The following is a 24,220-nucleotide window of genomic DNA, read 5'->3' as shown; positions in this document are numbered from 1 at the left end:
CGTTGGGAAGAGTGCCGCGATACTACGGGTAAGCTGTTTTCGGCAATGCCGGGCCATGGTCGAAGCACTCGATCAGCATTTCGGTCAGCACCCGGACTTTTCTTGCAGGATGCTGCCCGGGCGGTCTGACGACATATATCCCGATCGGGGTTGGTGGATGGCGTTTCATGACCGGAACCAACTCGCCTGAGGCCAGATAATCTTTTATAAGCTCGTCAGGTAGCGCGGCGATACCCAAACCGGCTACTGCGGCGACAGCGAGAGCAACCCCGTTGTCGGCCTTGAAGCGTCCCTGTGGGCGAACGGTTATCACCTTGTCTCCATCCATCACTTGCCAGGTTTCCGTTCCCTGCATAAGAGCCTGATGGGCGACAAGCTCGTCCGGTGTCTCCGGAGAGCCATGGGCTTTGATATAGTCCGGGCTTGCAACGAAACTCCCATAGAGGGGACCGACGCGTCTTGCGATCAGGCTGGAGTCCTGAAGTGTGCCAACGCGGATCGCACAATCATAGCCTTCCGCGATCAGATCCACGAAACGATCACTGTAACAGGTCTGGATCTGGAGATGAGGATGGCGGCGTGCCATTTGCGCAATCACCGCGGCGAAATGCGTCGGACCGAAGGAAAGCGGCGCGGCAACCCTGAGGCGGCCGCGGAGCTCACCGGCGGGCACAATTGTTTCCCTGGCCACATCGATCTCGGCGGAAACCCTGGCTGCATAGTCCCGGAAGGTTGCGCCGGCCTCGGTCAGGGAAGCCCCGCGGGTGGATCGGGCAAGGAGTTGGACACCAAGCTCCGCTTCGAGCCGCATGAGCCGTCGGCTGACCATCGACTTGGAGATGCCAAGCCGCAGCGCGGCTGAGGTGACGCCTCCCGCATCAGCTACTTCGACGAATGTCCGGAGATCTTCGATATCCACTCAGTGTTCCTCATTCTGCGACACAGCTTAGCACAGGCGAGGACTACCGCATCACAAACAGGAATGACAAGTTTCGTGCCGCGGCAGCGCCTCGGAGGGCGCATGTCTTTTGAGCAAACGCGCTTCAATAAACCGCCAACATAGGATGAAACCATGACCTTTCGTAACGGCCTTGACTCACTTCTCCGCCCCGAAGATTCCGTCCTCGTCCTGATCGATCATCAGCCTTATCAGCTCGCAAACGTGAACAGCCACGAGCCGATGATGGTGATCAACAACACTGTAGGTTTGGCTAAGGCAGCGAAGGCATTCGGCGTCCCCACGATCCTGACCACCGTGATCGCCGAGCGGGGCGGTAACCTGTTCCCCCAAATCGCAGATGTGTTCCCAGGCCAGGAGATAATCGACCGGACGTTCATTAACACGTGGGAAGATAAGACGACAGTGGATGCGGTTAAGGCGACCGGCCGCAAACAGCTGATCATTGCCGGCCTCTGGACTGAAGTTTGCGTCGCCATGCCGACGATCCAGGCCCTCGGCGAAGGCTGGGATGTAACGGTCGTAACAGACGCATCGGGCGGCACATCGGTCGAAGCGCATGAGGTCGCCATCCACCGCATGATCGCAGCCGGCGCGAATATGATGACGTGGCTGGCGGTTGCGTCCGAATGGCAGCGCGATTGGGCCCGGATGGACACTGCCGTAAAGATAACGGACGTGGTCGTGCAGCATGCCGGTGGTAGCGGCATCGCTTATTTGTGGGAGCAGCAATTGCTCAACACGCCGGTGCCGAGCACCGCAGGCTGATCCGGGCGGGGGTGACGAAAGTCTTGAGCGATCCGCAGCGAACATGCTGATTGCTTATCGAACTGCGTCATCCCTCCCAACAAGCCAGCTGCCCATGCCTGAATGCAGGGCGGCCGGCCCGAATCAATGACCACTTTGCGACTGGGGCCGGGCTTAGCCTGGTTCTCTATCGCCTCATGGAAAGCAAATAAAGATGTCGGTGGAGCACTTTCCCATCGGACAGGAGATGGATGTCGCCTATCCGAATTTTAAAGTCAGCCAGACGCTACTCTCAGTCACGCAACTGAGGTTCGAAATCAGGGAAGGGCTATTCGCCCGAACCGAAACCGTCGATTACGGTGCGACGGTCACGAATGTGCAGGACTATGACCGTGGTCTGGTCCACTCGTTCGCCACGCTGCCTGATGGCAAGTTTCTACGAATGACCGGTCCCATCGTCGTCACTCGGCCAGCGGACCGCGTCCCCGACGATCGTCCGGAGCGCGCAACAAGGCGCTGGTGCTCGGGGCGATGACCTCCCTGTTTCAGCGCCATGATGCGTCGGCGGTGGAGCGACTCTACGCTGCGGATTACATTCAGCACAATCCCAGCATTCCTCAGGGGCGCGGTGCCTTGCAGGCGCTCGTCGCCGGTCTGTCGCAAGACGTTTATTATGAGCCCGGCCTGATTGTTGCCGAGGGCGATTTTGTCGCCATCCACGGGCGCATCCGCGGCTGGTCAAACGGGCCGCAAGTGATGATCGATCTTTTCCGCGTCGAAGACGGCAAGCTGGCCGAGCATTGGGACGTGTTGCAGGACGAGGTACCGGTTACGGCGGCTCTTGGCGGCGTGCCGATGTTCGATCCCGAGGAAGGCACGCTTCAGGCACAATTGGCAACGTCCTAGGCAACTCAGGCGCCGCGCCTACCACGCAAATCGCAGGTGACTTCTCATGGAAATCGGTATCGACAGTTTTGCTGCCATCCTCCCGGATCCGACGACAGGCAAGCTTCCTTCGGCGACCGAGCGTATGGCCGACCTCATCGAGGAGGTCGTCGTCGCGGACCGCGTCGGGCTCGATGTCTTCGGCATAGGCGAGCATCATCGCGGGGAGTTTCTCGACTCCGCGCCGGCTGTCATTCTGGCTGCGGCAGCGGCCCGGACCGGCCGGATCAGATTGACGAGTGCGGTGACCGTTCTGAGCGCCGCCGACCCGGTGCGGGTTTTTCAGGAATTCGCAACTCTCGATCTGATTTCCAAAGGCCGTGCGGAAGTCGTTGTCGGCCGAGGTTCCTTCGTGGAAGCCTATCCGCTGTTCGGTCTGGACACACGTGACTATGACGACCTTTTTGCGGAGAAGCTCGACCTGTTGCTCAGGCTTGGCGAGACAACCAATGTTACTTGGGAAGGTCGCTTCCGTCCGGCCCTCAAAGGACAAGGTGTTTTCCCGCGTCCCCATCAACCACAGCTACCATTATGGATCGGGGTCGGCGGCACGCCGCAATCCTTTGCCCGCGCCGGTGCGCTTGGCCTGCCGCTGATGATCGCCATCATCGGCGGCAGCTTCGAGCGCTTCCGTCCGCTTGTCGATCTCTATCGCGAAGCCGGCAGCCGCGCGGGACATAGTCCCGATGTGCTCAAGGTGGGCGTCCACGCGATGGGCTTTGTGGGAGAAACAGACACTGCAGCCAAGGACGCATTCTTTCCCGGCTGGGCGTATCTGACGACGAAGATCGGTCGTGAGCGCGGCTGGTCGCCGCCGACGCGCCAGCAGTTCGACGCCATGGCAGGTCCTGAGGGCACATTCCTGATCGGTGACCCCAAGACGGTCGCAGCCAAGATGCTGCAGGCCAGCGAGACGCTTGGCGGCGTTTCGCGCATCACCTTCCAGATGAGCACAGCCTCTCTCGACACGGCAGCGATGAAGCAATCCATCGAGCTTCTGGGCAACGAGGTTGCGCCGATCGTCCGGCAGGCTCGGCAAGTATAGGTGCCAGGCCGTGCCACGAAACGGGGAACACAATATGGACATCGAGGATCTGCGGACATTTGTCGAAGTTGCCGATGCCGGGGGCGTTTCTCCCGCGGCACGTCGGCTGGGGATCTCCAAGTCAATGGTCAGTCGGCGCCTCATCCGGCTTGAGGAAGCGCTCGGCATCCAGCTTCTTGCGCGAACGACCCGTGGTGCTGGGCTGACGGAAGCCGGGGGCACGTTTCGCGATTATGCAGCAAGGATCTGCACCGAGATCGACATCGCACGAGAAACGATAGTGCCCGACGGTGACCTTCGCGGGCGCCTGCGGGTGGCCGTCCCTCTCACGTCAGGCCCGCTACATTTTGCGCCCGTGCTGGCGGAGATGGCGCGCCACCACCCGCAGCTTCAGATCCACGCCGAGTATAGCGATCGGTTCGTCGATCTGATTGCGGACGGGTTCGATTGCGCAATCCGGGTCGGCGCCCTGCGCGACTCGAACCTGATCGCAAGGCGCGTTGGTCAGATCTACGGCAAGCTGGTGGCGAGCCCGGACTATATCAGGATACATGGTTCACCTGAAAAGCCGGACGAAATCGCCGCTCATCAAGCCCTGATCGGTGCCGAGGCGTGGCGTTTCATGGATGGCGAAAAGGTCGTCACTGTGCAGCCGCAGGGTCGCTTCAGTTCCGACAACGGCGCGGCGCTTGCCAGCGCGGCCGCAGCAGGGCTTGGTATAGCGTGGCTTCCCGATTGCGTTACCCATGAATATCTTACGTCCGGCGCGCTCGTTCCAGTCATGACCCGTTTTCCGCTACCGGTCGGTGGGGTCTACGTCGTGCGGCCACCCAGCCCGCACCCGGCGCGAAAAGTGCGCATCCTCTCTGAGTTCCTGATCGAAGCATTCCAAAGAAATCCGCATTTGTAGGATCTGCGTGTTGACGGACTGCGCGTTCCGCTTTTTGCGACACAGCTCACCGCGCCGCGCAACTAGTCTTGGGGGCGCTCACCCGTTAGTCACTTGGGCCATGCAGCGACCCCTGCGCTCTACGCAGGCAGGAGATCGCTAAACGGATGAGGTAAAGGCGCGTGAGTTGGAACCCTGCAATCGAACCAGGCTGTCCTGACGAGGTCGGCATCGACGCGATCGAAACCCTAATCGTTCCTCGGGCCCGTGACCTTGGCGGCTTCGAGGTTCGGCGCGCCCTGCCGGCGCCCAAGCGGCAGATGGTGGGACCGTTCATTTTCTTCGACCAGGCTGGCCCGGCCGAGCTGTTGACCGGCCAGGGCATCGATGTTCGGCCGCACCCCCATATCGGTCTTGGCACGGTCACCTATCTGTATCGTGGTGACTTTCACCACCGTGACAGCACAGGGGCTGACCAGATCATCCGTCCCGGTGAGTTGAACTGGATGGTCGCAGGGCGAGGTGTTTCTCATTCCGAGCGGACATCCGCAGCGGCGCGGACGGGGCCGAACGGCTTGTTCGGGATCCAGACCTGGCTGGCTTTACCGGAAAGCCACGAAGACATGGCGCCGATGTTCGAACACCACGGCAAGGAGACGCTGCCGACGATCGAGGACCATGGTGTGTCGGTGAGGCTCATTCTCGGGAACGCCTATGGCAAGTTCGCTCCCGCGACCATGTTTTCCGAAACATTCTATGCTGATGTTAAGCTTGAAGCAGGCGCTCGCCTGCCGATGCCGGACAATCATGAGGACCGGGGCATCTACATTGTCGAAGGCTCGATTTCGATCGCTGGCAGGGAATTCGAAGCACCCCAGATGATGGTGTTTCGTCCTGGCGACAGGATCACGGTCGCAGCCGGGGAAAAAGGCGCGCGGCTGATGACCTTAGGCGGGGCGACACTTTCCGGCCCACGCTACATCTGGTGGAACTTCGTCGCCTCATCCAGGGAGCGTATCGAGGAAGCCAAAGCTGAATGGCGGGCACAGAACTGGGGCGAGGGGCGCTTCGATCTTCCGGTCGACGACCGGGATGAGCACATTCCGCTTCCAGAGTGATGGGGAGTGCAGAATTAGGATGCCATGTTTTGGCAGCGCTGCGAAAAAGGCCGATGCGGTTCTCGGCAATCAGAAGCTCAAGTAACGGGTTCGGGGTGCTCGGAGATCGCAAGTTAAGACATCGCCGGGCGCAATCCTCAAAAGGGTGCTGAGGCCGTGGCCGCGATCCGGCATGCCGTGCCTGGCGCGCAGGTACGGTAATGACGGGGTCAAAGCGGCCGTACTGAGCGCTTCGCGACTAACGGCAGCTATCCCATGAGGCGCTCCCCGATTTTGGGCCAGCTGGAGCTGGAATTTTCCACTTATGATCCCCGGGGGGAAGAAGAGGAGAATTCCGGGTCCGAATGGCCTAATTTATCGGGGGCACGTCATTTCCATCCTTTTAAGCCACGGTCATGCCGCCATCGACATGAAGCTCGATCCCGTTGACAAAGCTTCCTGCATCGGAGGCGAGGAAGAGTGCGGCGCGCGCCAACTCTTCCGGCCGACCGAGACGGCCTGCGGGGATCAGGGAAGCCATGTAATCTTCGAATGCCGGCCGTTCGGTCTCCGATACGCCCAACTTGGCGAGGATTTCGGTCTCGACCGGACCCGGGCTCAGGATGTTGACGCGGATCCGCCGCGACTTGAATTCGATCGCCCAGTTTTTCGCAAAGGCGGCTGTTGCTGCCTTCGAACCGGCGTAGACAGTATGATCCGGGAGGACCTTCGTGGCCGCAAGCGAGCTCGTAACGATGATACTTCCACCGTCGCGGATCAGAGGGGCGATCGTTTGCACGCCGAAGAAAACGCCGCGCGTATTGATGGCGAAGTGCCGGTCATAGTCTTCCGGATTCACCTCGGCGGAGGAGGTGAGATTGATGACCCCCGCATTGGCCATATAGATGTCGAGCCCGCCGAAGCGGCTCTTCACGGTGTCTGCCAGCCTGCGATGATCCTCGAGGTCGGCGGCATCGCCTACGAAGCCGATGGCCGACGGACCGATTTCCTGGACGGCGCGATCGACAGCATCCTGCCGCCGTCCGGTAATGATGACCTGCGCTCCTTCTTCTGCGAACAGCCGAGCAGTCGCCTTGCCGATCCCGCTATTACCGCCCGTGATGACACCGACCTTGTCTTTGAGGTGTTGCATTGTTTATCTCCTTTCAACGAGAAATTAGATAAACGCTGCCATCCAGCATCGTTAGATCATGGGCGGGCACATGATCTGTGCCGCGGAGGTGCAAATGCCGAACCTACTCAACGAGATTCCCGGATTGATGGCTTTTGTGCGGACGGTAGAGGTCGGATCGTTCAGCGCCGCGGCCCGCGACCTGGGGACGACACCGTCAGCGGTGTCGAAAAGCGTGGCGCGGCTGGAAAAGAAGATCGGCGCCCGGCTGTTCCTGCGCTCCACGCGCGCCTTGATGCTTACTCAGGACGGGCAGGTCTTCTTCGACCGCGTTGCGCCGCTGTTGCGGGACCTGGATGCAAGTGAAGAGGCGATAAGATCCGACGTTGCGCCTTCGGGTCGCTTGCGCATAAGCATGCCTAATGAAATGGCCCCTCTACTGCTGCCGCGCCTCTTCGGAATCTTTGCAGCCGACTATCCGAACCTGCATCTCGAAGTCGGACTTACGGATCGGCTCGTTGATCTGATCAGGGAGGACTACGACGTTGCGCTGCGCGTCGGAAATTCCGCGCCGGGGGACCTCATGGTTCGTCATCTGGCCGACCTTCCAATGACGATCGTCGGGTCTCCGACGTTTCTGAAGACCTGGGGCAATCCTGCAACTGCCGAAGCGCTGGCGGCTCTGCCCTTCGCCCGCTATGCACTGGGTGGCATCACGCAGCCTCTGCGTCTGCCGGACGGGACGAGCTTCATTCCCTTCGGGCGCGTCGATTGCGACTCAGGGGCAGCACTCATTCAGGCTGCGCTCAGTGGGCTGGGAGCGGCCTATCTTCTGCGATGTCTGGTCGCGAACGACCTGGAAGGCGGCTCGCTTGTTACACTCGCGGCGGGGCTTGCGTTCCCCAGCGCTCCCTTTAGTGCGCTGCACGCCTTTGGCCGCACCGTCCCGTTGCGCGTAAAATTGGTCTGCGATTTCATCGCCCGCGAGGCAAAAGACCTCGCGGCCATCTGAGCACCTGATGTTGGGCTTGGTCAGAATCCAGGCCCGCGGTCTCGCGTATCGTCGGAGGTAAAGTCTCCCATGCCCTGATCAGATCACCGATGGATCGGACCTCCATCTTGCGCATGGCATTGGCTCGGTGCAGCTTGACCGTGACTTCGCTGATGCCGAGGTCGAATGCGATCTGTTTGTTGAGGCGTCCGCGCGTCGCCACCTCGCGTAGAACCTCGCGTTCGCGGTGCGTCAGCGCCCCTAAACGTTCAAGATTGCGCTTCACGACGACAGCTTCCGCGCGCCAGGCTCCATCCGACGCGATACCGGCTCTCACTGCATCGAGCAGCGTCCGGTCTGACACCGGCTTGGTGAGGAAATCCACAGCGCCCGCCTTCATCGCTTGAACCGTCATCGGGATATCGCCATGACCGGTTAGGAAAATGATGGGTTTGGCAATGCCGCTTTCCGCCAGATGGTGCTGCAGGTGGAGCCCGCTTGCTTCTGGCATATGCACGTCCAGGATCAGGCAGCCCGGGCTATCCAATACATCGACGGCGTTGAGCACTTCCTGGCTCGAGGCGAAACTGGCGGGCTGAAAGCCAGCCGAGAGGATCAACTCCGACAGAGCTTCCCGCACAGCTGCATCGTCGTCGACGATAATGACAACCGGTTCGGCTGCATTTTTCTTGTCCTGTCGTGCCAGGGGAGCTGATTCTCCAACCGACTGATTGATTCTCATGTTAACCTCCATCTCAATTTTTGTAAGCTTCGCTTATGGCGATGAGCAGGCCAGGGGCATCGAAGGACTTGCGGAAGAAACCGCTGGTGCCCTCGGCGCGGCCCTGATCTGCGATTTCGTGACGGCCAGTAATCAGGAATACCGGCAATTCCGGACGCAGCTTTTTCACCTGATCGCGAAGCTCAAAGCCAGGGCGGTAGCCGGAAGGCCCCGCTTTGCAAGGTCGAGGAGTTCATAGCGATAGTCGAGGCCCTAAAGTACGCCTTCGCGCTCGTGCAGGGCAAAGCAGATCATCGTCATGCCGTCCCTGGCCAGACCGATCATCGTGTCGAGGACTTCCTTGACCATTTCCAGATTAAGTGCGCTGGTCGGCTCATCGAACACGTTGGCTTTGGGCTCCATGCAGAGCGCGCGCAATGGCTACGCGTGCTGCTGCCCGCCCGAACGCTGGCCGGGTACTCTTCAGTCTGGTCGAGAATGCGGACGCGCTCAAGATATTTGCGGGCGATTTTCTCGGCATCCGCCTTGCTGGTAAGAATACTAGTTCATTCGTGACGCTCTGCTCGGTCGCCAGATTCGGTGGTCGTTCGCTGTTGCGGCTTGGCCTTTTACCGCAGCTCGACTTGCTGTCGTGGGAGCTCATGCAAGGCCTCGGGTGTATCGATGTAAATTGCCGTCGTGTTCACCATGTCGTCGGCTGTGTTACGCATTCTTGGTGTGAATCCGCCGATCAGATCCGCAGATATCCACTTCATCTCATGGATTTCCATGAGGTGCGGTTGGGCCGTGACCGGATTAGGGTGGGCGTATGATTCGCCAGGCCAGATATTGGAGAACAAGTGCTATAGGAAGCGCGCTGATAGCCCTCGGGTTTTTGTCCGGCAGGAGAAGCCAATGATATGCGTCTGGTCGCACCGCCCCAAATTTTTGCATCTGGGATTTTTTGTCGCAGCCTATGTTCTGGGCTGCGGTTTCGCTCAGTCGCTCGCAATCGTACCCGGAACAGGTATTTCCATTTGGCCTCCGGGCGGGCTTTTAATGGCTACGCTTATCCTTGCTTCCAGGCACAGCTGGCCGTGGTGGGTGCTGGGGGGCCTACTGGCGGAACTGTTTAGCAATTTCCTGTGGTTCCATAGTCCGTTGCCTGCCGCTGTCCTGATCTACGCCGGCAACGCTCTTGAAGCGGCGGCCGGCGCATGGCTGGTGATGCGGATCTGCGGGCGGCCGGTGCGGCTGGAAACCTTGCAGGAAGTTCTCGCATTCGTGGTACTGGGCGCTGGAATTGCGCCAGTCATAAGCGCTACGGTGGGAAGCGCGACACTTGAGTGGTTTGGCATACAATCGCAATCCTTCACAACTGCCTGGCCTCTTTGGTGGATCGGAGACGCAACCGGTGTCTTGATCGTGGCACCACTGGCGCTGGTCGTATTGCAGAACTGGCGCGGCAAGGCCCAGCTCTCGGCGGCGCAATGGATGGAAGCTTGTGTCCTGGGGCTGATCTTTCTTGGTGTCGCTGCGCTTTCCTTGAGCGGTTACCTGCCCTTCGCCTACATCATCATGCCGCCTCTTCTTTGGGCCGCAGTGCGCTTTGAGTTCAAAGGCGCCGCGGTCAGCTTAACTCTCCTCGCTATGATCACGGCGGTATTCACGATATCCGGCGCCAGTCAATTTGCCGGCGATCCTGAGTCCCAGAAGCATAAGCAGGTCATGCTGCAGCTTTTTCTGGCCGTCTCGGCATTTTCGGCGCTCATCGTGGCCGCCATATCCCGGCAGCATCAGCTGGCGGTGCTCACACTGCGCCAAAGCGTGGAGGAGTTGCGCGACCGGGAGCGGGAGTTATCGCAGCTCGTGAACATGGTTCCAGTCCAGATCAGGCGTCTGACGCCCGCAGGCGAGCCGACCTTCTTCAACAAGCGTTTGATTGACTTTTTCGGTCTGGATGTAGGGGATTTGGACAAGCCTGGCATGAGCCGGCTGGCTGCAATCATACAGGGCCTCGTCCATCCCGATGATGCAGTTAGCCTGCTACAGACGGCCCGCCACTCCTTCGTTACCGGCGAGTCCTTCTCCATGAAATATCGCATGCGCCGTGCGGACGGCGCATATCGCTGGGTTGATGGCCGCGGAGAACCGCTGCGGGATCAACACGGAGCGATTGCGCAATGGTATGTAATTTCCATCGAAATCGACGATGAGATGCGCGCACAGGAAGCGCTCCGCGACCGGGAGCGGGAGCTCTCGCAGCTCGTGGATATGGTTCCGAGCCTGCTCTGGCGGTTAAGTCCGGAGGGCGAGCCAACCTTCTTCAACAAGCGCTTGATTGACTTTTTCGGTCTGGATGTAGGGGATTTGGACAAACCGGGCATGAGCCGGCTGGCAGCCATCATAGAAGCCGCCGTCCATCCCGATGATGCGGCCAGCCTTAGGGAAGCGCTCAACCATTCTTTCGTAACCGGAGAGCGCTTCTCCAAGACTTATCGCCTGCGGCGTGCGGATGGCGTCTACCGCTGGGTGGAAGGCAGCGCGGAGCCGCTGCTCGATGAGAGCGGGCGCATCCTCCAATGGTACGGCCTCTCCCATGACATCGACGATCAGCTGCGCGTCGAGGAGGCTCTGCGACGCAGCGAGCGGCAGCTTCAGCAACTCATTGACACAGTGCCAGTACAGATTTGGTGCGTAACGCCCGGGGGCGAGCCCGCATACATCAACAAGACCATGATGGATTATATCGGCCTGAAACTGGAGGATTTTGATGCCGAGCAAGGACTCGCCGGAGCAATTCAGGCCATCGTTCATCCTGACGACAGGATCCCTTTGGAGCGCGCCCTAACCCACTCCTTCAGCACGGGTGAAGCATTCGAGTTGAAATTTCGCAACCGCCGATGGGATGGTTCATACCGCTGGACAGAGGGGCGTGCGGATCCGCTCCGCGATGAGAGCGGCCGAATCATCCGGTGGTACGGCGCCAACGTCGATATCCACGATTTTGTGACTTCTCAGGAGGCGCTGCACGAGAGAGAGCGCTCGCTGTGGGAGCTCGTTGAAACGCTACCGGTAATGATCGATTGCGCTGCGCCCGACGGCGAGCCGTTATATCGCAGTCGACAGCTCCGCGAATTCCTCGGGTATGAGCTTGAAGAATTGGACGGAACCGGGAAGTCTCGCTTGGCCGGCACACTCGATGCCGGTGTTCATCCCGACGACGTGGCAGGGGTCAAAGAGAGATATGCCCATTCATTGTCCACCGGCGAGCCGTATGCCCGGAAGCACCGTCTGCGGCGCTTCGATGGCGAATATCGCTGGGTCGATACTCGTGCCGCGGCGATGCGCAACGCCGAAGGCGCCATCGTGCAGTGGAACGTCATCTGCCTGGACATCGACGGTGAGATTCGCGCGCAAGAAGAGCTGCGTCTGGCGCAAGAGAGCCTTGCGCGTGCGAGTCAGGCGGCGAGCCTTGCTGAGCTTTCGGCTTCTATAGCACACGAGGTAAACCAGCCGTTAGCGGCCGTCGTAGCGAACTCGCACGCCTGCCAGCGCTGGCTCACGGCTGAACCGCCAAATCTCGAGCGCGCGCAAAAGACGGTGGAGCGCATCATTCGTGACGCAAATGCCGCCGCCGACGTCGTGAGCCGCATCCGCGCCTTATTCAAGCAGTCGGTCGAAAGGAGGCATGCCACGGCACTGGGCAGCGTCATCGCGGATGCGCGTGACCTAACCGCTGAGGAGGCGGCGCGGCGGCGCGTCCGTATGGACGTTGATGTCGAAAGCAACCTTCCGCCTGTCGCGCTCGATCGGGTCCAGATCCAGCAGGTTCTCGTCAATCTTATTCGCAACGGCATGGAGGCCATGGATACCATTACGACTGACAGAGTTCTTCGGATTCGCGCGCGGCGGAGGGGGCACGCGGTCGAGACCGAGATCAGTGATCTCGGTCGGGGCGTCGAATCTCCTGACAAGATATTCGAGCCGTTCTTTACGACGAAAGCGCACGGGATGGGCATGGGGCTCGCGATCTGTCGTTCGATTGTCGAGTCTCACGGCGGACGGCTGTGGGCGGAGAAGAACCAACCGCATGGAGCGACCTTCGTCTTCACTTTACCCGATGAAGTGGGAGCAGAGTGATGGCGACGGACGATCAAATCGTCTTCATCGTGGATGACGATGAACGCATGCGAGAGGCGCTCAGCGAGCTGCTTGCCTCCCACGGCATGCGCGCCATCGCATTCGGATCGGCCGGCGATTATGTCAGCGCGGACAAGCCGGACGTCCCTTCCTGCCTCATCCTCGACGTTGAATTGCCGGATATCAACGGCCTCGATCTGCAGAGGCAGATCGCCGCGGGCGAACATCCGCCGATCGTTTTCATAACAGGGCATGGTGACATCCCGTCCTCGGTGCGCGCGATCAAGCACGGCGCCGTGGATTTTCTAACCAAGCCCTTCAGTGATTCGGACCTCATGGCCGCAATCGATGCGGCGATCGCCCAGGATCGGGAAAAGAGATCGGAACGCGCCGACGTCGGCGTGCTGAGGCAACGCTATTTAGACCTGACGCGGCGCGAACGCGAGGTGCTGCCGCTCGTGGTGAGTGGACTTCTCAACAAGCAGGCCGCCGCGGAGCTGGGGATCAGCGAGGTCACGCTGGAAATCCATAGAAGGAATGTGATGCACAAAATGGCAGCGGCGTCGCTCGCTGATCTCGTACGTATCGCGGAGCGATTGGAAATACCGATCACCCACTCGCGCCGAGCAGGGGGGAGTGGAGCGTGAGCAAGCGAAGACCTGTCGTGGCGATTGTTGATGACGATCCAAGACTGCTCGAGTCGCTGGAGGACCTTCTGGAGTCCGCGGGCTATGCTGCCCACAGCTTCTCGTCCGCGGGGTCGCTACTCATCAGCGGGCTGTCGGGCGTGGACTTGCTCATCACCGACATCGGCATGCCAGGCATGGACGGCTTTGAACTTCGTGATTGGGTGAAGAAGGTGCGGCCGGAGCTGCCGGTGTTCCTGATCACCGGCCGCCACGAGATTGCGGATCAGGATCGCGCCCGCGGCATCAGCGGGTTTTTCCGCAAGCCCTTCGATGCCGAGGTCTTGCTGGCTGCCGTGGACAACGCCTTAACCAATCGAAACATGGAGGATGATCATGAGAGTTGACCAGTCGTTCGTTGGGAGATTGGCGCCCCTGTCACAGCAGAGCAAAAGCGAAGCAGAGCAGCCGCTCGTCATCATTGTCGATGACGATGCGTCCATGCGGGAGGCGCTGTCGGAGTTGATCCTGTCGGCCGGATTCAAGCCTGTTTGCTTTGCCTCGACCGGGGAAATGCTGGACACCAACGTCTTGGACAGCCCCGGCTGCTTGATCCTCGATGTTCGCATGCCACGAGTGAGCGGTCTGGACCTGCAGCATCATCTGGCCCAAAATGGCAGCCCCACGCCAATCATCTTCCTGACCGGGCATGGCGACATTCCGATGACCGTCCAGGCGATGAAGGCCGGCGCCGTGGACTTTCTCACGAAGCCCGTACGGGACCAAACGCTACTTGACGCTGTGATTAGGGGCATTGCGATGGATGCTGCGCGGCGGGAGGAATCCGTGATCGTCAAGCGCAACGTCGAACGCCTTCATTCGCTGACGCCACGCGAGCGCGAAGTTCTGTATGAAGTGGCGCGCGGACGCCTCAACAAACAGATCGCCTTCGACCTCGGCATCAGTGAAGTGACCGTAAAGCTGCATCGCGGCAATGTCATGCGCAAGATGGAGGTCGCTTCCGTCGGCGAGCTGATCCGGGCATGGGAAACGCTGCCCGCGTCGATACGCGAGTTCGGCGCGAACTAGGGTACTGTTGCGTCGCTGCGAAATGCCGCGAAGGGCCACTTGCTGCGGTGAGCAAAGCAGCACTATCCGAACCACGCAATGGTAGAGCAGCGGTTTGCGGCCGAAGAGCAAAATGGGTGGCGTCACCCTATGTACCGCCCATGACACGCCGCTTGAATGCCGGATCGATCCCGAGCAGAAACCCCCACAGATGCATGCTGCCGGAGCACAACCGGTGCGGCGCGAAGATGATCGACCTGCTCACTGTAGGGAAGCCGAAGCCTAAGCCGGTTACGGGCGGTGTCGTACGAGGCAGCGATCGACCAGTTGTACAAACGCATGCGGTCGTCTAGATCGTTTCATCGTTTCATGGAAACAGTAAAAGATCTTCGCGGTTCGCGGCCATGCCACATATCCAGACCATCGAATGCAGGTGTTAGGCACAATCGCTGGGGTTATTGATATCTTTTTGGCACTAGGGCGAGGGGTCATCAACGTTGTGAATACGCGCCCTAGTGCGGCCCTAACCCAGCTAATAGGTCAGTAGTCCCAGAATAGCGGTACCCAACGAAAGGCGTCGCCGTCGACCGCCACATGTCCGACGGATGGGAACGGCAGGTGAGTGGCCACCAGCAGTTCGCCGCTCGCCGCCAGCTCCCGCAAGAGACGGACCCGAACGCGCGCCGCCTCCTCGGGGTCATGTTCGAAGCCGTTGAACCAGTCGGGGTGCTCGAACCCGACCGCGAACACGGCGTCGCCGGCGAACATCAGCCGGTCGCCGTCGGACGCGAGGCGCACCACGCTGTGGCCCGGGGTGTGGCCGCCGGTACGGGTGACGACCACCCCTGGTGCAACCTTGTGCTCCTCCTCAAACGTCTGCAGATTGCTGCGGTACTCTTCCGCGAACCGCTTGGCCGCCGCCCGCAGCGCGTCCGGGAACCCCTGCGGCATGGAGACGTGGGAGAAATCGGGGTGCGTCCAAAACTCCACCTCGGCGGCCGCCACGTGGATTCGCAGATCCGGACGCAGTTGGTCCTTCACGCCGTCGACGAGCAGCATGCCAATATGGTCCATGTGCATATGGGTAAGCACCACGTCGGTGACGGACGCAAGATGGATGCCGGCGGCCTCCAATCTATGCGCCAACTGTCCGGCTCGCGGCAAGTTTAAGTTCGGGTCGTCCCCCAGCCCAGCATCGATAAGTATGGTCCGGTCGCCGCTACGTACCACGACCACGTTCAGCCCCCAATCGAGCGTGTCAGTGGGCAGGAAATTGTAATCCAGCCAGGCCGCCCGCACAGCCGGCTCGGCGTTGTGGCCCAACATCGCGCCCGGGAGCGTTAGCACACCATCGCTGACCACTAGTACATCAATCTCGCCGATCCGCAGCGCGTAGCGTGACGGAACCAAGTCGTCGGTACCCATTCGAACAGAGTGTGGGGTAAGCTCGAAATCCATGTTAGCTCTCCTTCTCACCACCGCCTTAGACGCGGCATCTACGACGCTATGTCGAGCCGTGTTTGCGATCTATGGGGTCAAGAGGTAGTACGAGCCATACCTCGGTATAGGTTCTATCGCCACGATCGCGGCAACACGCGCTGGAGGTCAGCGACTGAATAGATCAGGCGAGATGCAACGTTCATTTATGACCCAGCTTGATTCGCTCGTCGGCCTTCCACCGACCCGGTACCGCGCATGCTGGCCGCACCTGCCAGACTGGAATTGGTATAGGAGCGATCATATTTCGATAACGGTTCTAGCTCTCTTCCAAAAGCGCTTGGAGATCTTGCAGGGGGCGAATTTCCCGCCGTTTGCACAATAGCCTGGCCATTTCGGGAGGTGACTGGAGCCCAGTCTTGGCGAGCTCGTCAAATTACGTGCCTCGCAGATCAATGGCTGCGCCTTTTGTATCTACATGCATGCGAGCGATCCTCGCTCACATGGCGAAACCGAAATGCGGGTTTACATGCTCGACGCATGGTGAGAGTCGCCGCTCTATAGGAAATGGGAACCGGGAAAGGGTTAAACGCTTCCTCGCGCGCGACGGCAACACTCGTATCACCCGTTCCTAGACTAGACTTGAGGATGGGTCGACTAAACCCGGCGATTAGAACTTTACGCTCCTTGCACGATAGAATGGATTTGTCTCTCCCGGCATTGTTCGAAGCGTTCGAAATGGTCCGAAACTTTCATTTTTTGAGGGACATCCGTTATGAAAATTGTTGTGATCGGCGGGACCGGCCTTATAGGTTCAAAGACTGTTGCGCGGTTGCGGGCCAAGGGACACGATGTTCTGGCTGCCTCACCAAACTCCGGGGTAAATACGATCACCGGCGAAGGTCTTGCTGAAGCGCTGACAGGTTGCGACGTCGTGCTTGATCTCGCCAACTCGCCTTCTTTCGAAGACAAAGCGGTTTTGGAATTCTTCGAAACGGCTGGCCATAATCTGCTGGCGGCCGAAGCAAAGGCCGGAGTGAAGCATCATATTGCCCTATCCATTGTAGGAACGGAAAGGCTGCCGGAAAGCGGCTATATGAGGGCCAAACTTGTCCAGGAAAAACTCATCAAAGCTTCGCCGATCCCCTACACAATCGTCCATTCCACGCAGTTCTTCGAATTCCTGCAGGGCATTGCCGATGAAGCAACTGTCGGTACCGTCGCGCGGCTCTCGCCTGCATTTTTCCAGCCTATCGCATCGGACGACGTTGCCGATGCCATGGCCGACGTTGTCCTCTGCAGGCCGCTCAACGGCACGATCGAGATTGCGGGTCCCGAGCGCGCTCCCATGAACGAGATCGTTGCGCGGTATCTGAAAGCAAGCAATGACCCGCGGACTGTCGAAGCTGATGTTCATGCTCGTTATTTCGGCACTAAACTGAATGACCAGTCGCTGGTGCCTGGCGACGGTGCACGGCTCGGCAAGATCGGGTTTGAGGAATGGTTCCGACAGTCCCGGCAGCCGAAGTAAGCCCAGGCCTCGAACAACGGGTTGTTCGAGCTCGAAACGCATTTATGCAAACAATTCGACAAACCAAAAGGATTTCGACGATGAAAGCAGTTCTCTTCTCGCTTTTTGTCTCCGCGACCGCTTCTCTACTTGGCACCTTGCCCGGCATTGCGGCTGAAAATGGTGCAAAGGTCACATCCCTCATGCAAAAGGATCTTCCAAATTATCCTGGCAAGGAAGGGCTAATGATATCGGTCGAGTATGGGCCGGGAGGTTCAGACCCTATCCACAGGCACGACGCAAATGCATTCGTCTACGTTCTGGAAGGCTCCATTGTGATGCAGGTGAAAGGTGAAAAAGAAGTCACCTTGTCGCCAGGGGAGACTTACTATGAAGGCCCTTCCGACATTCACTTGGTCAGTCGCAACGCGAGCACGTCCAAACCGGCGAAATTTATCGTTGTGCTGCTGAAGAACAAGGATGCTCCGGTCGTCATGCCGGTGAAGTAATATTTCCGTACGGACGGCACGCCCAGCGGAATTCGAGGACTCCTTCGACCGGCTTAAGCCCGCCGAGCCGAAGGGGTGCTTGCTCGCCGCGTGGGAATACTACCGCGCCACCGCGTGGGTTTACCCGAATGGCGGCTTGTCGCCCAGAAAGACTCTTCCTTATGCCGCAGACGGCTTCGACGTCGGCGTGCACGTCAACACGGGCTGCAACAATGTCCTTCCGATGGAGTTCGCATGGATATTAGGCCGCGATCTGTATGCCTTCCGGACCAGGTGTCCTGGCTTGCCGCCGCAGAGGGGAAGCCGGACGCATTGCATCGCGCGGAGCGACTGGGTATCGACGCCGAAGGTGGAGGCGCACCACGGGATCCGCATCGACCTCAGCTACTACTATTGGCCCGGATCGCGAATATAGAACCGTCCCGAGCCGGTCGAAGCCGATGATCGCTCCCCGTATTCACACTCCAGTTTCAGGTCGAACGGTGCTCGTAGGTATACGGCGAGACCCGGGCGCCATTCGAGTATCGCCTGGGCCTCGGGTCGCCACGTATCCGGGATTGGCGGCTCTGCAGAAGCGAGGGCTGGCAGCTCGAGGATGGAGCCAATTCTCTAACCGACCAAAGGAAAGGCGTTCTTTGGCGGCCGCCGGTATTTATCGCATCGTCACTTAATCGCAAGATAGCACAATTAACGAGTGCGGCCGGAACGCAGCTATCAAAGGCGGTCGCCGGAATTGCCCGCGCAACTCAATCGTGCCTATGCTGGAGCGGTTCATCGCGACTGATCGGGGATTCGCCAAGGCTCGCCGCACCTCGATCTAAATTGAAGCTGCGGATCGCTGTGGTTCGCCTCGACATGGATGAGGGCGCTCTCCACCTTGTCATCACGGATAATCCCGGGTCTGTCGGCTTGCAGATGAAGAAGATGACAACCGCGCCGTTCAAGGGCGGTACCCAAGGTCGGGGTGGTGCGGGGTTTCAGCGATGCTTCGGCCACATGCCCTTCGGATGCATCGATCCCTCATATACATTTGATGTACACCTCCTAGACCACGGTATGATTTACGCCTCCATTGCGAACGGAGATAACGAACGACATCAGGACAGTCATGAGGAGGTGACATGAAAGAGGCCGCCTCCACCGATAGAACGGATCACTGAGATGCAGGTGATGATCGAGGGACAGTCACGCTTCCAGCCTTTCGGCTTACCTTATTGGGGTTTCATACATCTCAACAAGGGAGTTGGAAGCATGACTGCCTCTTATGATTACCATATCGGCGTCGACTATCACAAATCCTACAGCCACCTGGTGGTGCAGGACAGCAGCGGCAAGACGCTCAGATCCGGCCGGGTGAAGAACGACCGCCAGTCGCTTGGCGGCTTTCTCGAACGCTATCGCGACAACTCGCATGCGGTTGTCGAGGACGCGCAACTGGATGGTGATCTACAACTGGCTCGACGACATTTGTGATGATGTCGTCCTCGCCCATCCGTGGAAGGTCAAGGCGATCGCCGATGCCAAGATCAAGACTGACAAGATCGATGCGACGGTGCTGGCGCACCTGCTCAGAGCCGACCTGGTGCCGGAGGCCTGGGCACCTGGAGAGCGAGCCCGCGAGCTGCGCATCGCCCTGCGTGAGCGGATGTTTTACGTGCGGCTGCGGACGATGACGAAGAACCGCATCGTCACGGTGTTTGATCGCTATCCGGAGCAGACGGCGCAGTTGAAGAAGCTCGGCGACCTGTTCGGCAAGGCCGGCCGCATCCAGCTGGCGCAGGTCAAGGTCTCGGAGATCGACCGCATCCAGATTGACCGCGGTCTCGACTTCATCGGCGACATCGATGTGCGGATCAAGCAGTCGGAAGCAACGATCCGGGCAATGACCAAGGTTAATGGCAATGTGAAGCTGTTGAAGACGATCCCCGGCATCGGCGAGTTCTTCGCCCGGCTGATCGATGCGGAGATCGATGATGTCGGTCGATTCCGCAATCCGAAGAAGCTTGCCGCCTATGCCGGACTGGTGCCGTCGACCTATTCCTCCGGCGGCAAGACCTTTCACGGCAAGATCATCAAGCAGGGCAACAAGTGGCTGCGCTGGGCTTTCGTCGAGGCGGTGGCACCGGCCATTGCCAGCGATGCACAGCTTCGCGCCCAATACGAGCATCTGAAGATCAGAGGAGTGAACAAGGCGCGTGTTGCCATCGCGCGCAAGCTTTTGACGATCGCCTTCCAGATCCTGCGTGACCAGCGCGCTTACGAGCGGCGCGGCGAAAGCCCCATGGAAGGCGCGTCGACGATATCCCGGTTGTCCTGATGGTCTACTAGCGAGCCCGGCAGGTCCGGGTTGCGCTCCTTGAGGAGAATGGGAAACCGGGAGCCGAACGTCACTCTGTGACCGAAGCTAACGCATCAGGTCACGCATTGGAGATTGGTTCGAGAACCGCAGGACGGCAACAACCTGTCCAGCGAAAGGAAGAGATTTAGCCGATCGGCAATAACGCTGATCAAACCATAACCCAACCCAAGGAAAAGCCGTCAGTTAAAGGCGTTTTGCCCCTTGTGTTCTTTCATTGGAGAGGACCATGAGTATGGACAATACCTCACACCCCGATAGACCGAAACGAATGGCCGGCGCTATGGAGGCGACCATTGACGTATATGAGGCAGTCACAAGCCGCCGGGCGGTGCGCGCATTCAAGGACGAGCCTGTGTCGAGGGAGGTGCTTGAGCGCGTGCTGTCCGCCGCAGCTTGGTCGCCGTCCGGATCAAACATCCAGCCGTGGAACACCTACGTGCTGACGGGCGCGCCGCTGGCCGAGCTCAAGACGAACGCCGTCGAGCGCGTGGCTCATGGCGACCCTTGGGACAAGCGGCAGTACAAGATGTACCCGACCGAGCTGAAGTCTCCGTACGCGGAGCGCCGATCCGCCTTCGGCAAGGAGCGCTACAGTGCGCTTGGCATTGCGCGCGAAGACTGGGAGGCGCGGCAGCGGGCAGCCATCGCCAACTGGAACTGTTTCGGCGCGCCCGCCGCCCTGTTTTGCTACATCGACCGTGACTTGGGCCGGCCCCAATGGGCCGATGTCGGCATGTATCTGCAGACCATCATGCTGCTACTCCGCGCCGAAGGACTGCACAGTGTCACGCAGATGGCGTGGTCGCAGGTTCGCGAGACGGTCGCAGAGGTCCTGTCACCCCCGGAGGAGCTCATCCTCTTCTGCGGCATGTCGATCGGGTACGAGGACCCCGCGGTAAGTTTTCCCCGTACGGGCCGCGCCCCGCTCGCCGAGACGGTCACGTTCGTCGGCGGTTAGTTACTTGGGCTCAAAAGGACAAGAGACCCTTCTATGAATCTTAGGTATGATACTTCCTTTGGCATGCGTGATATTGGAGAACGCCATGACCACACATAAAGTAGGCTATTTCATCGGCAGCCTCGCCAAGGCCTCGATCAATCGCAAGCTCGCCAAGGCGTTGGTGCGGTTTGCCCCGCCCGAACTTGAAATGTCGGAGATATCCTTCAAGGACCTGCCGCTCTACAGCTACGACTATGACGCCGACTACCCGCCGGCTGGCAAGGCATTCAAGGCGGCAATCGCGGCCGTCGACGCCGTGCTGTTCGTCACGCCCGAATATAATCGATCCATACCTGGCGGGCTGAAAAACGCAATCGACTGGGCTAGCCGCCCCTACGGCACCAACTCGTTTACACGCAAGCCGTCAGCGGTGATCGGCACCTCGCCGGGCGCCATAGGCACAGCAGTCGCCCAGCAGAATTTGCGCAGCGTGCTTAGCTTCTGCAACTCTCCCCAAATGAATGCCCCGGAAGCCTACATCCAGTTCACACCAGGGCTGATCACCGATGACGGTGAGGTCATGAATGACACCACCGCTGATTTCCTTCGCACTTTCATGCAGGACTTCCATGTCTTCATCGCAAGGGTTCGCTCAGTGCTGCCGAAAGATGCCTAGCAGGCTTTGAAAAGGGCCCTGGCGTGAAGGCTTTGGTCGTGATTCACTGGCTTTGTCGAGATTCGGAGTTGATGGGTCCATGTTGGTTTTCCCAGCATAGGGCAGCGGCGCAACCCCTATCGCCGGCATGCCAGCTTCGAGGCATGCGGGCTATAAACGCCTCGCGGGCTACTGCCGCGGGCGTCGTTCGGTTTAATGCCCGCCTGCAAGCCGAGACAGCGCGATTGTGGAAAGGGGAAGCTTCGTAGCCACTGTCAAAGGTACGGTCCAAACCGGAGTGCAGGGTTACTTTCAGCGGCAGGGTCCAAAGCACGTCGTGATACGCCATCTCTTGTAGTGCGATAACTGGGTCTGGGGAGCCAGCAGCAGTTGGAACAGATGATCGAGGCCGTGCCCTTCAGTATCCTAAGCTTCGCGCCATCGGGCGAGCTGACCTATGTCAGCAAGCGATATCAGGACCAGGCCGGTGCGCCGACGACGCAGATCAAGGACTTCGATGCGCTGGCTCGGGAAGTGGCTCACCCCGACGACTTTCCGACAATGTTTGCGCGGGCAAAGTGAAAGGCTTTGCGACCGGCAAGCCCTTCGTCAACCGGTTTCGCCGGTGCCTGAAGAACGGCGGCTATCGCTGGATCGAGACGCGTGCTCAGGCACTGCACGGCGCGGACGGCGCGATCGTACAGTGGTACTTTGCTTCAATCGACATCGAAGAGGAGATGCGCACAGGAGGTATTACGCGAGGGAACGCTTTCTCTGGCCACTGGTGGAAACACTGCCGGCCATGATCGATTGCGCTGCGCCAAACGGCGAGCCGGTCTGTCGAAGCCAGCAAATCCGCGATTTGCCGAGGGTGGGGACGATACAGCCAGACGGGCATCATCGGCTGCTCCTGCAGAACAAATAAAACCTGAAATCGCCAGCGTTTCGAGCCGATTTAATCTCGATATTGGCGCTGGGGGTCCCGCGTCGCAACCTAGTCTGGTCACTGCGAGGCCGCAACTTGTGGAAATCCATGTTTTGGCACCGTTCCGCCCACTTGGGAAAGGGCGCCGAGCCTCGATCAATGGCCCCGAGATGTTCATAGCAAAGGCTATTGGAAAGAGCTGCATCCGACAAACCGGCGAAACCCCGGGCGATTGGAGCATGCGCATGCGTCAGCAGCAATTGCTCTGCAGCGGCAGCAATCGTTCTGGCGCAGCCGCAGATCGGTTTCGATAGATCATCAGAGGACACGCCAGCAGTGAGTGTGTCGCCGATCGCAAAAGACTTCACCCGCATTGACCGCGCTTCCCGTCCAGGAAGCGTAAGCCACCAAGGATCTAGCACCAAGATAGAACGCAGGAGGTTTCAAAGATGAACCAGATCATCAACAACACTCAGGAGGCAAGCATGAAAGTGGACAACACCTCACACCCCGGTAGAACGGCACCCGAAGAGCTGGTTCCATCGCGCTACGCGGTGCGGATCGGCGAGATTGACGTGCTGGTGGTCAGCGATGGGGTGCTACCGCTCCCAACCGCGATGTTGGGCCACAACGCTGACCCGGCCGCCCGGGCCGCCTGGCTGGGCGACATGTTCTTGCCGCAGGACGCTTTCGACTGGGCACTGAACGTGGTCGTGGTGCGCAGCGGCGAGCAGACCATCCTTATCGACGCTGGACTGGGCCTCGACCCGGACTTGAACTTGCCGCGGGCCGGGCAGTTGATGAAGCGGCTGGCGGCCGCCGGCATCGACCTTGCATCCGTGACCGACGTCGTGCTGACCCACATGCACATGGACCACGTTGGCGGGCTGCTCGTCGACGGGGTGAAGGAACAGCTGAATCCGGACCTGCGGATCCATGTGGCTGCTGCCGAGGTCAAATTCTGGGAGTCGCCCGACTTCTCCCACGTTTCGATGCCCGCAGGCTTCCCTGACGCGCTGCGGGCAGCCGCCAAGCGGTTCAGCAAAGACTATCAGAGCCAGCTGCGGCTGTTCGAGGATGAGCATGAGGTGGCGCCGGGCGTGGTCGTCACCCGTACCGGTGGCCACACCCCCGGGCATAGCGTGGTCCGTGTGGCCTCAGGCAACGATCGTCTGATGTTTGCCGGCGACGCCGTGTTCGCGGTCGGGTTCGACCACCCCGACTGGTTCAACGGCTTCGAACATGACCCCGAGGAGGCGGCCCGCGTTCGGGTCCGGCTTTTGCGGGAGCTGGCGGCGACCGGCGAACTGCTGGTGGCAACTCATATGCCGTTTCCTTCTGTTGGCCATGTCGCGGTCGACGGCGACACCTTTCGTTGGGTCCCGGTCTTCTGGGACTACTGACCTCTTGTTGAATTAAGGCCAACCAGAGCGTCATCCTTGAAGGCTGTGTCCAGCTCGGCCTTCAAGCCCGAGCTTCAAAAAGGCCTTCTATCCACCTATTCAACCACGCGCACCGCACGG

General features: G+C 59.7%; 20 protein-coding genes and 7 pseudogenes. 20 read left to right on the top strand and 7 right to left on the bottom strand.

Annotated features, from left to right (window positions below; all coding sequences use genetic code 11):
* Positions 1-22 precede the first annotated feature (22 nt).
* The gene (locus RGR602_RS16120; RefSeq protein ID WP_039845931.1) at positions 23-919 is read right to left on the bottom strand and encodes a LysR family transcriptional regulator; all 897 of its coding nucleotides are present in this window, start codon (positions 917-919) and stop codon (positions 23-25) included.
* Between the two features lie 153 nt (positions 920-1,072).
* On the opposite strand from RGR602_RS16120, the gene RGR602_RS16115 reads away from it, so the two are divergent.
* The 6 genes from RGR602_RS16115 to RGR602_RS16090 all read left to right on the top strand — a co-directional run bounded on the left by RGR602_RS16115 (position 1,073) and on the right by RGR602_RS16090 (position 5,702).
* Entirely contained in the window at positions 1,073-1,726 is a 654-nt protein-coding gene (locus tag RGR602_RS16115) for a hydrolase (protein WP_039845930.1), read from the top strand.
* A gap of 193 nt (positions 1,727-1,919) precedes the next feature.
* On the top strand, positions 1,920-2,240 hold the full coding sequence (locus RGR602_RS16110) for a MoaF-related domain-containing protein (protein WP_039845929.1): 321 nt from the start codon (positions 1,920-1,922) through the stop codon (positions 2,238-2,240).
* Positions 2,237-2,611, top strand: a complete 375-nt coding sequence (locus tag RGR602_RS16105; RefSeq protein WP_052451601.1) for a nuclear transport factor 2 family protein — start codon at positions 2,237-2,239, stop codon at positions 2,609-2,611. Before RGR602_RS16110 ends, RGR602_RS16105 begins: the two co-directional genes overlap by 4 nt.
* Before the next feature lie 46 nt (positions 2,612-2,657).
* Entirely contained in the window at positions 2,658-3,695 is a 1,038-nt protein-coding gene (locus tag RGR602_RS16100; RefSeq protein WP_039845928.1) for an LLM class flavin-dependent oxidoreductase, read from the top strand.
* Between the two features lie 34 nt (positions 3,696-3,729).
* Positions 3,730-4,605, top strand: coding sequence for a LysR family transcriptional regulator (locus tag RGR602_RS16095; RefSeq protein WP_039845927.1), 876 nt, complete (start codon positions 3,730-3,732; stop codon positions 4,603-4,605).
* Between the two features lie 161 nt (positions 4,606-4,766).
* Complete coding sequence (locus tag RGR602_RS16090) at positions 4,767-5,702, top strand: pirin family protein (RefSeq protein ID WP_039845926.1); 936 nt, start codon at positions 4,767-4,769, stop codon at positions 5,700-5,702.
* Positions 5,703-6,084: 382 nt separating this feature from the next.
* Here the strand turns inward: RGR602_RS16090 and RGR602_RS16085 are convergent, their stop codons facing one another.
* Positions 6,085-6,834: an SDR family NAD(P)-dependent oxidoreductase gene (locus RGR602_RS16085; RefSeq protein ID WP_039845925.1), complete on the bottom strand. Its 750-nt coding sequence runs from the start codon at positions 6,832-6,834 to the stop codon at positions 6,085-6,087.
* 58 nt (positions 6,835-6,892) lie between these two features.
* Between RGR602_RS16085 and RGR602_RS16080 the strand changes: the two genes are divergently transcribed.
* Entirely contained in the window at positions 6,893-7,825 is a 933-nt protein-coding gene (locus tag RGR602_RS16080) for a LysR family transcriptional regulator (RefSeq protein ID WP_052451600.1), read from the top strand.
* On the opposite strand, the gene RGR602_RS16075 is transcribed toward RGR602_RS16080, so the two are convergent.
* The 3 genes and pseudogenes from RGR602_RS16075 to glnQ form a co-directional block, all read right to left on the bottom strand.
* Positions 7,788-8,546, bottom strand: a complete 759-nt coding sequence (locus RGR602_RS16075; protein ID WP_082046570.1) for a response regulator transcription factor — start codon at positions 8,544-8,546, stop codon at positions 7,788-7,790. The genes RGR602_RS16080 and RGR602_RS16075 overlap by 38 nt on opposite strands.
* Before the next feature lie 13 nt (positions 8,547-8,559).
* Positions 8,560-8,736, bottom strand: a pseudogene (locus tag RGR602_RS16070) (response regulator); the annotation flags it as partial.
* Positions 8,737-8,831: 95 nt separating this feature from the next.
* A pseudogene (gene glnQ / locus RGR602_RS35165) lies at positions 8,832-9,076 on the bottom strand (glutamine ABC transporter ATP-binding protein GlnQ); the annotation flags it as partial.
* A 364-nt stretch (positions 9,077-9,440) separates the two neighbouring features.
* On the opposite strand from glnQ, the gene RGR602_RS16065 reads away from it, so the two are divergent.
* From RGR602_RS16065 to RGR602_RS16050, 4 genes are read left to right on the top strand one after another with little or no spacing between them, the layout of a single operon-like run.
* Positions 9,441-12,668, top strand: coding sequence for an MASE1 domain-containing protein (locus RGR602_RS16065; protein WP_039845923.1), 3,228 nt, complete (start codon positions 9,441-9,443; stop codon positions 12,666-12,668).
* Entirely contained in the window at positions 12,668-13,315 is a 648-nt protein-coding gene (locus tag RGR602_RS16060) for a response regulator transcription factor (RefSeq protein WP_039845922.1), read from the top strand. Before RGR602_RS16065 ends, RGR602_RS16060 begins: the two co-directional genes overlap by 1 nt.
* Complete coding sequence (locus RGR602_RS16055; protein WP_039845921.1) at positions 13,312-13,701, top strand: response regulator; 390 nt, start codon at positions 13,312-13,314, stop codon at positions 13,699-13,701. Before RGR602_RS16060 ends, RGR602_RS16055 begins: the two co-directional genes overlap by 4 nt.
* Positions 13,691-14,383: a response regulator transcription factor gene (locus RGR602_RS16050; RefSeq protein WP_039845920.1), complete on the top strand. Its 693-nt coding sequence runs from the start codon at positions 13,691-13,693 to the stop codon at positions 14,381-14,383. The genes RGR602_RS16055 and RGR602_RS16050 overlap by 11 nt, the downstream gene beginning before the upstream one ends.
* A 519-nt stretch (positions 14,384-14,902) precedes the next feature.
* Here the strand turns inward: RGR602_RS16050 and RGR602_RS16045 are convergent.
* Positions 14,903-15,820: an MBL fold metallo-hydrolase gene (locus RGR602_RS16045; protein ID WP_039845919.1), complete on the bottom strand. Its 918-nt coding sequence runs from the start codon at positions 15,818-15,820 to the stop codon at positions 14,903-14,905.
* A 385-nt stretch (positions 15,821-16,205) separates the two neighbouring features.
* Here RGR602_RS16045 and RGR602_RS35780 point away from each other — a divergent pair.
* The 7 genes and pseudogenes from RGR602_RS35780 to RGR602_RS16010 all read left to right on the top strand — a co-directional run.
* A pseudogene (locus RGR602_RS35780) lies at positions 16,206-16,343 on the top strand (carboxymuconolactone decarboxylase family protein); the annotation flags it as partial.
* A gap of 231 nt (positions 16,344-16,574) precedes the next feature.
* The gene (locus RGR602_RS16040) at positions 16,575-17,330 is read left to right on the top strand and encodes an SDR family oxidoreductase (protein WP_039845918.1); all 756 of its coding nucleotides are present in this window, start codon (positions 16,575-16,577) and stop codon (positions 17,328-17,330) included.
* Between the two features lie 80 nt (positions 17,331-17,410).
* Entirely contained in the window at positions 17,411-17,818 is a 408-nt protein-coding gene (locus tag RGR602_RS16035) for a cupin domain-containing protein (RefSeq protein WP_022712880.1), read from the top strand.
* 737 nt (positions 17,819-18,555) lie between these two features.
* Positions 18,556-18,639, top strand: a pseudogene (locus tag RGR602_RS39205) (DUF2274 domain-containing protein); the annotation flags it as partial.
* Between the two features lie 430 nt (positions 18,640-19,069).
* A pseudogene (locus RGR602_RS16020) lies at positions 19,070-20,135 on the top strand (IS110 family RNA-guided transposase).
* A 334-nt stretch (positions 20,136-20,469) separates the two neighbouring features.
* Positions 20,470-21,135, top strand: coding sequence for a nitroreductase (locus RGR602_RS16015; protein ID WP_039846954.1), 666 nt, complete (start codon positions 20,470-20,472; stop codon positions 21,133-21,135).
* An 85-nt stretch (positions 21,136-21,220) separates the two neighbouring features.
* Positions 21,221-21,793: an NADPH-dependent FMN reductase gene (locus RGR602_RS16010; RefSeq protein WP_022712876.1), complete on the top strand. Its 573-nt coding sequence runs from the start codon at positions 21,221-21,223 to the stop codon at positions 21,791-21,793.
* A 105-nt stretch (positions 21,794-21,898) separates the two neighbouring features.
* On the opposite strand, the pseudogene RGR602_RS38410 reads toward RGR602_RS16010, so the two are convergent.
* Positions 21,899-22,121, bottom strand: a pseudogene (locus RGR602_RS38410) (DUF982 domain-containing protein); the annotation flags it as partial.
* Positions 22,122-22,150: 29 nt separating this feature from the next.
* Here RGR602_RS38410 and RGR602_RS39435 point away from each other — a divergent pair.
* Positions 22,151-22,634, top strand: a pseudogene (locus tag RGR602_RS39435) (PAS domain-containing protein); the annotation flags it as partial.
* A gap of 512 nt (positions 22,635-23,146) precedes the next feature.
* Positions 23,147-24,100, top strand: a complete 954-nt coding sequence (locus tag RGR602_RS15990; protein ID WP_039845912.1) for an MBL fold metallo-hydrolase — start codon at positions 23,147-23,149, stop codon at positions 24,098-24,100.
* Positions 24,101-24,220: the final 120 nt, after the last annotated feature.

The sequence above is a fragment of the Rhizobium gallicum bv. gallicum R602sp genome (assembly GCF_000816845.1).
GTDB lineage: Bacteria > Pseudomonadota > Alphaproteobacteria > Rhizobiales > Rhizobiaceae > Rhizobium > Rhizobium gallicum.
The sequence above is the reverse complement of the archived record's forward strand: the minus strand, read 5'-3'. Positions and strand labels throughout refer to the sequence as shown.

Coding starts and splice junctions, on each gene's coding strand:
- RGR602_RS16115 (WP_039845930.1), top strand. CDS start 1,073: ATGACCTTTCGTAACGGCCTTGACTCACTTCTCCGCCCCGAAGATTCC.
- RGR602_RS16110 (WP_039845929.1), top strand. CDS start 1,920: ATGTCGGTGGAGCACTTTCCCATCGGACAGGAGATGGATGTCGCCTAT.
- RGR602_RS16105 (WP_052451601.1), top strand. CDS start 2,237: ATGACCTCCCTGTTTCAGCGCCATGATGCGTCGGCGGTGGAGCGACTC.
- RGR602_RS16100 (WP_039845928.1), top strand. CDS start 2,658: ATGGAAATCGGTATCGACAGTTTTGCTGCCATCCTCCCGGATCCGACG.
- RGR602_RS16095 (WP_039845927.1), top strand. CDS start 3,730: ATGGACATCGAGGATCTGCGGACATTTGTCGAAGTTGCCGATGCCGGG.
- RGR602_RS16085 (WP_039845925.1), bottom strand. CDS start 6,834: ATGCAACACCTCAAAGACAAGGTCGGTGTCATCACGGGCGGTAATAGC.
- RGR602_RS16080 (WP_052451600.1), top strand. CDS start 6,893: ATGGGCGGGCACATGATCTGTGCCGCGGAGGTGCAAATGCCGAACCTA.
- RGR602_RS16075 (WP_082046570.1), bottom strand. CDS start 8,546: ATGAGAATCAATCAGTCGGTTGGAGAATCAGCTCCCCTGGCACGACAG.
- RGR602_RS16065 (WP_039845923.1), top strand. CDS start 9,441: ATGATATGCGTCTGGTCGCACCGCCCCAAATTTTTGCATCTGGGATTT.
- RGR602_RS16060 (WP_039845922.1), top strand. CDS start 12,668: ATGGCGACGGACGATCAAATCGTCTTCATCGTGGATGACGATGAACGC.
- RGR602_RS16050 (WP_039845920.1), top strand. CDS start 13,691: ATGAGAGTTGACCAGTCGTTCGTTGGGAGATTGGCGCCCCTGTCACAG.
- RGR602_RS16045 (WP_039845919.1), bottom strand. CDS start 15,820: ATGGATTTCGAGCTTACCCCACACTCTGTTCGAATGGGTACCGACGAC.
- RGR602_RS16040 (WP_039845918.1), top strand. CDS start 16,575: ATGAAAATTGTTGTGATCGGCGGGACCGGCCTTATAGGTTCAAAGACT.
- RGR602_RS16035 (WP_022712880.1), top strand. CDS start 17,411: ATGAAAGCAGTTCTCTTCTCGCTTTTTGTCTCCGCGACCGCTTCTCTA.
- RGR602_RS16010 (WP_022712876.1), top strand. CDS start 21,221: ATGACCACACATAAAGTAGGCTATTTCATCGGCAGCCTCGCCAAGGCC.
- RGR602_RS15990 (WP_039845912.1), top strand. CDS start 23,147: ATGAACCAGATCATCAACAACACTCAGGAGGCAAGCATGAAAGTGGAC.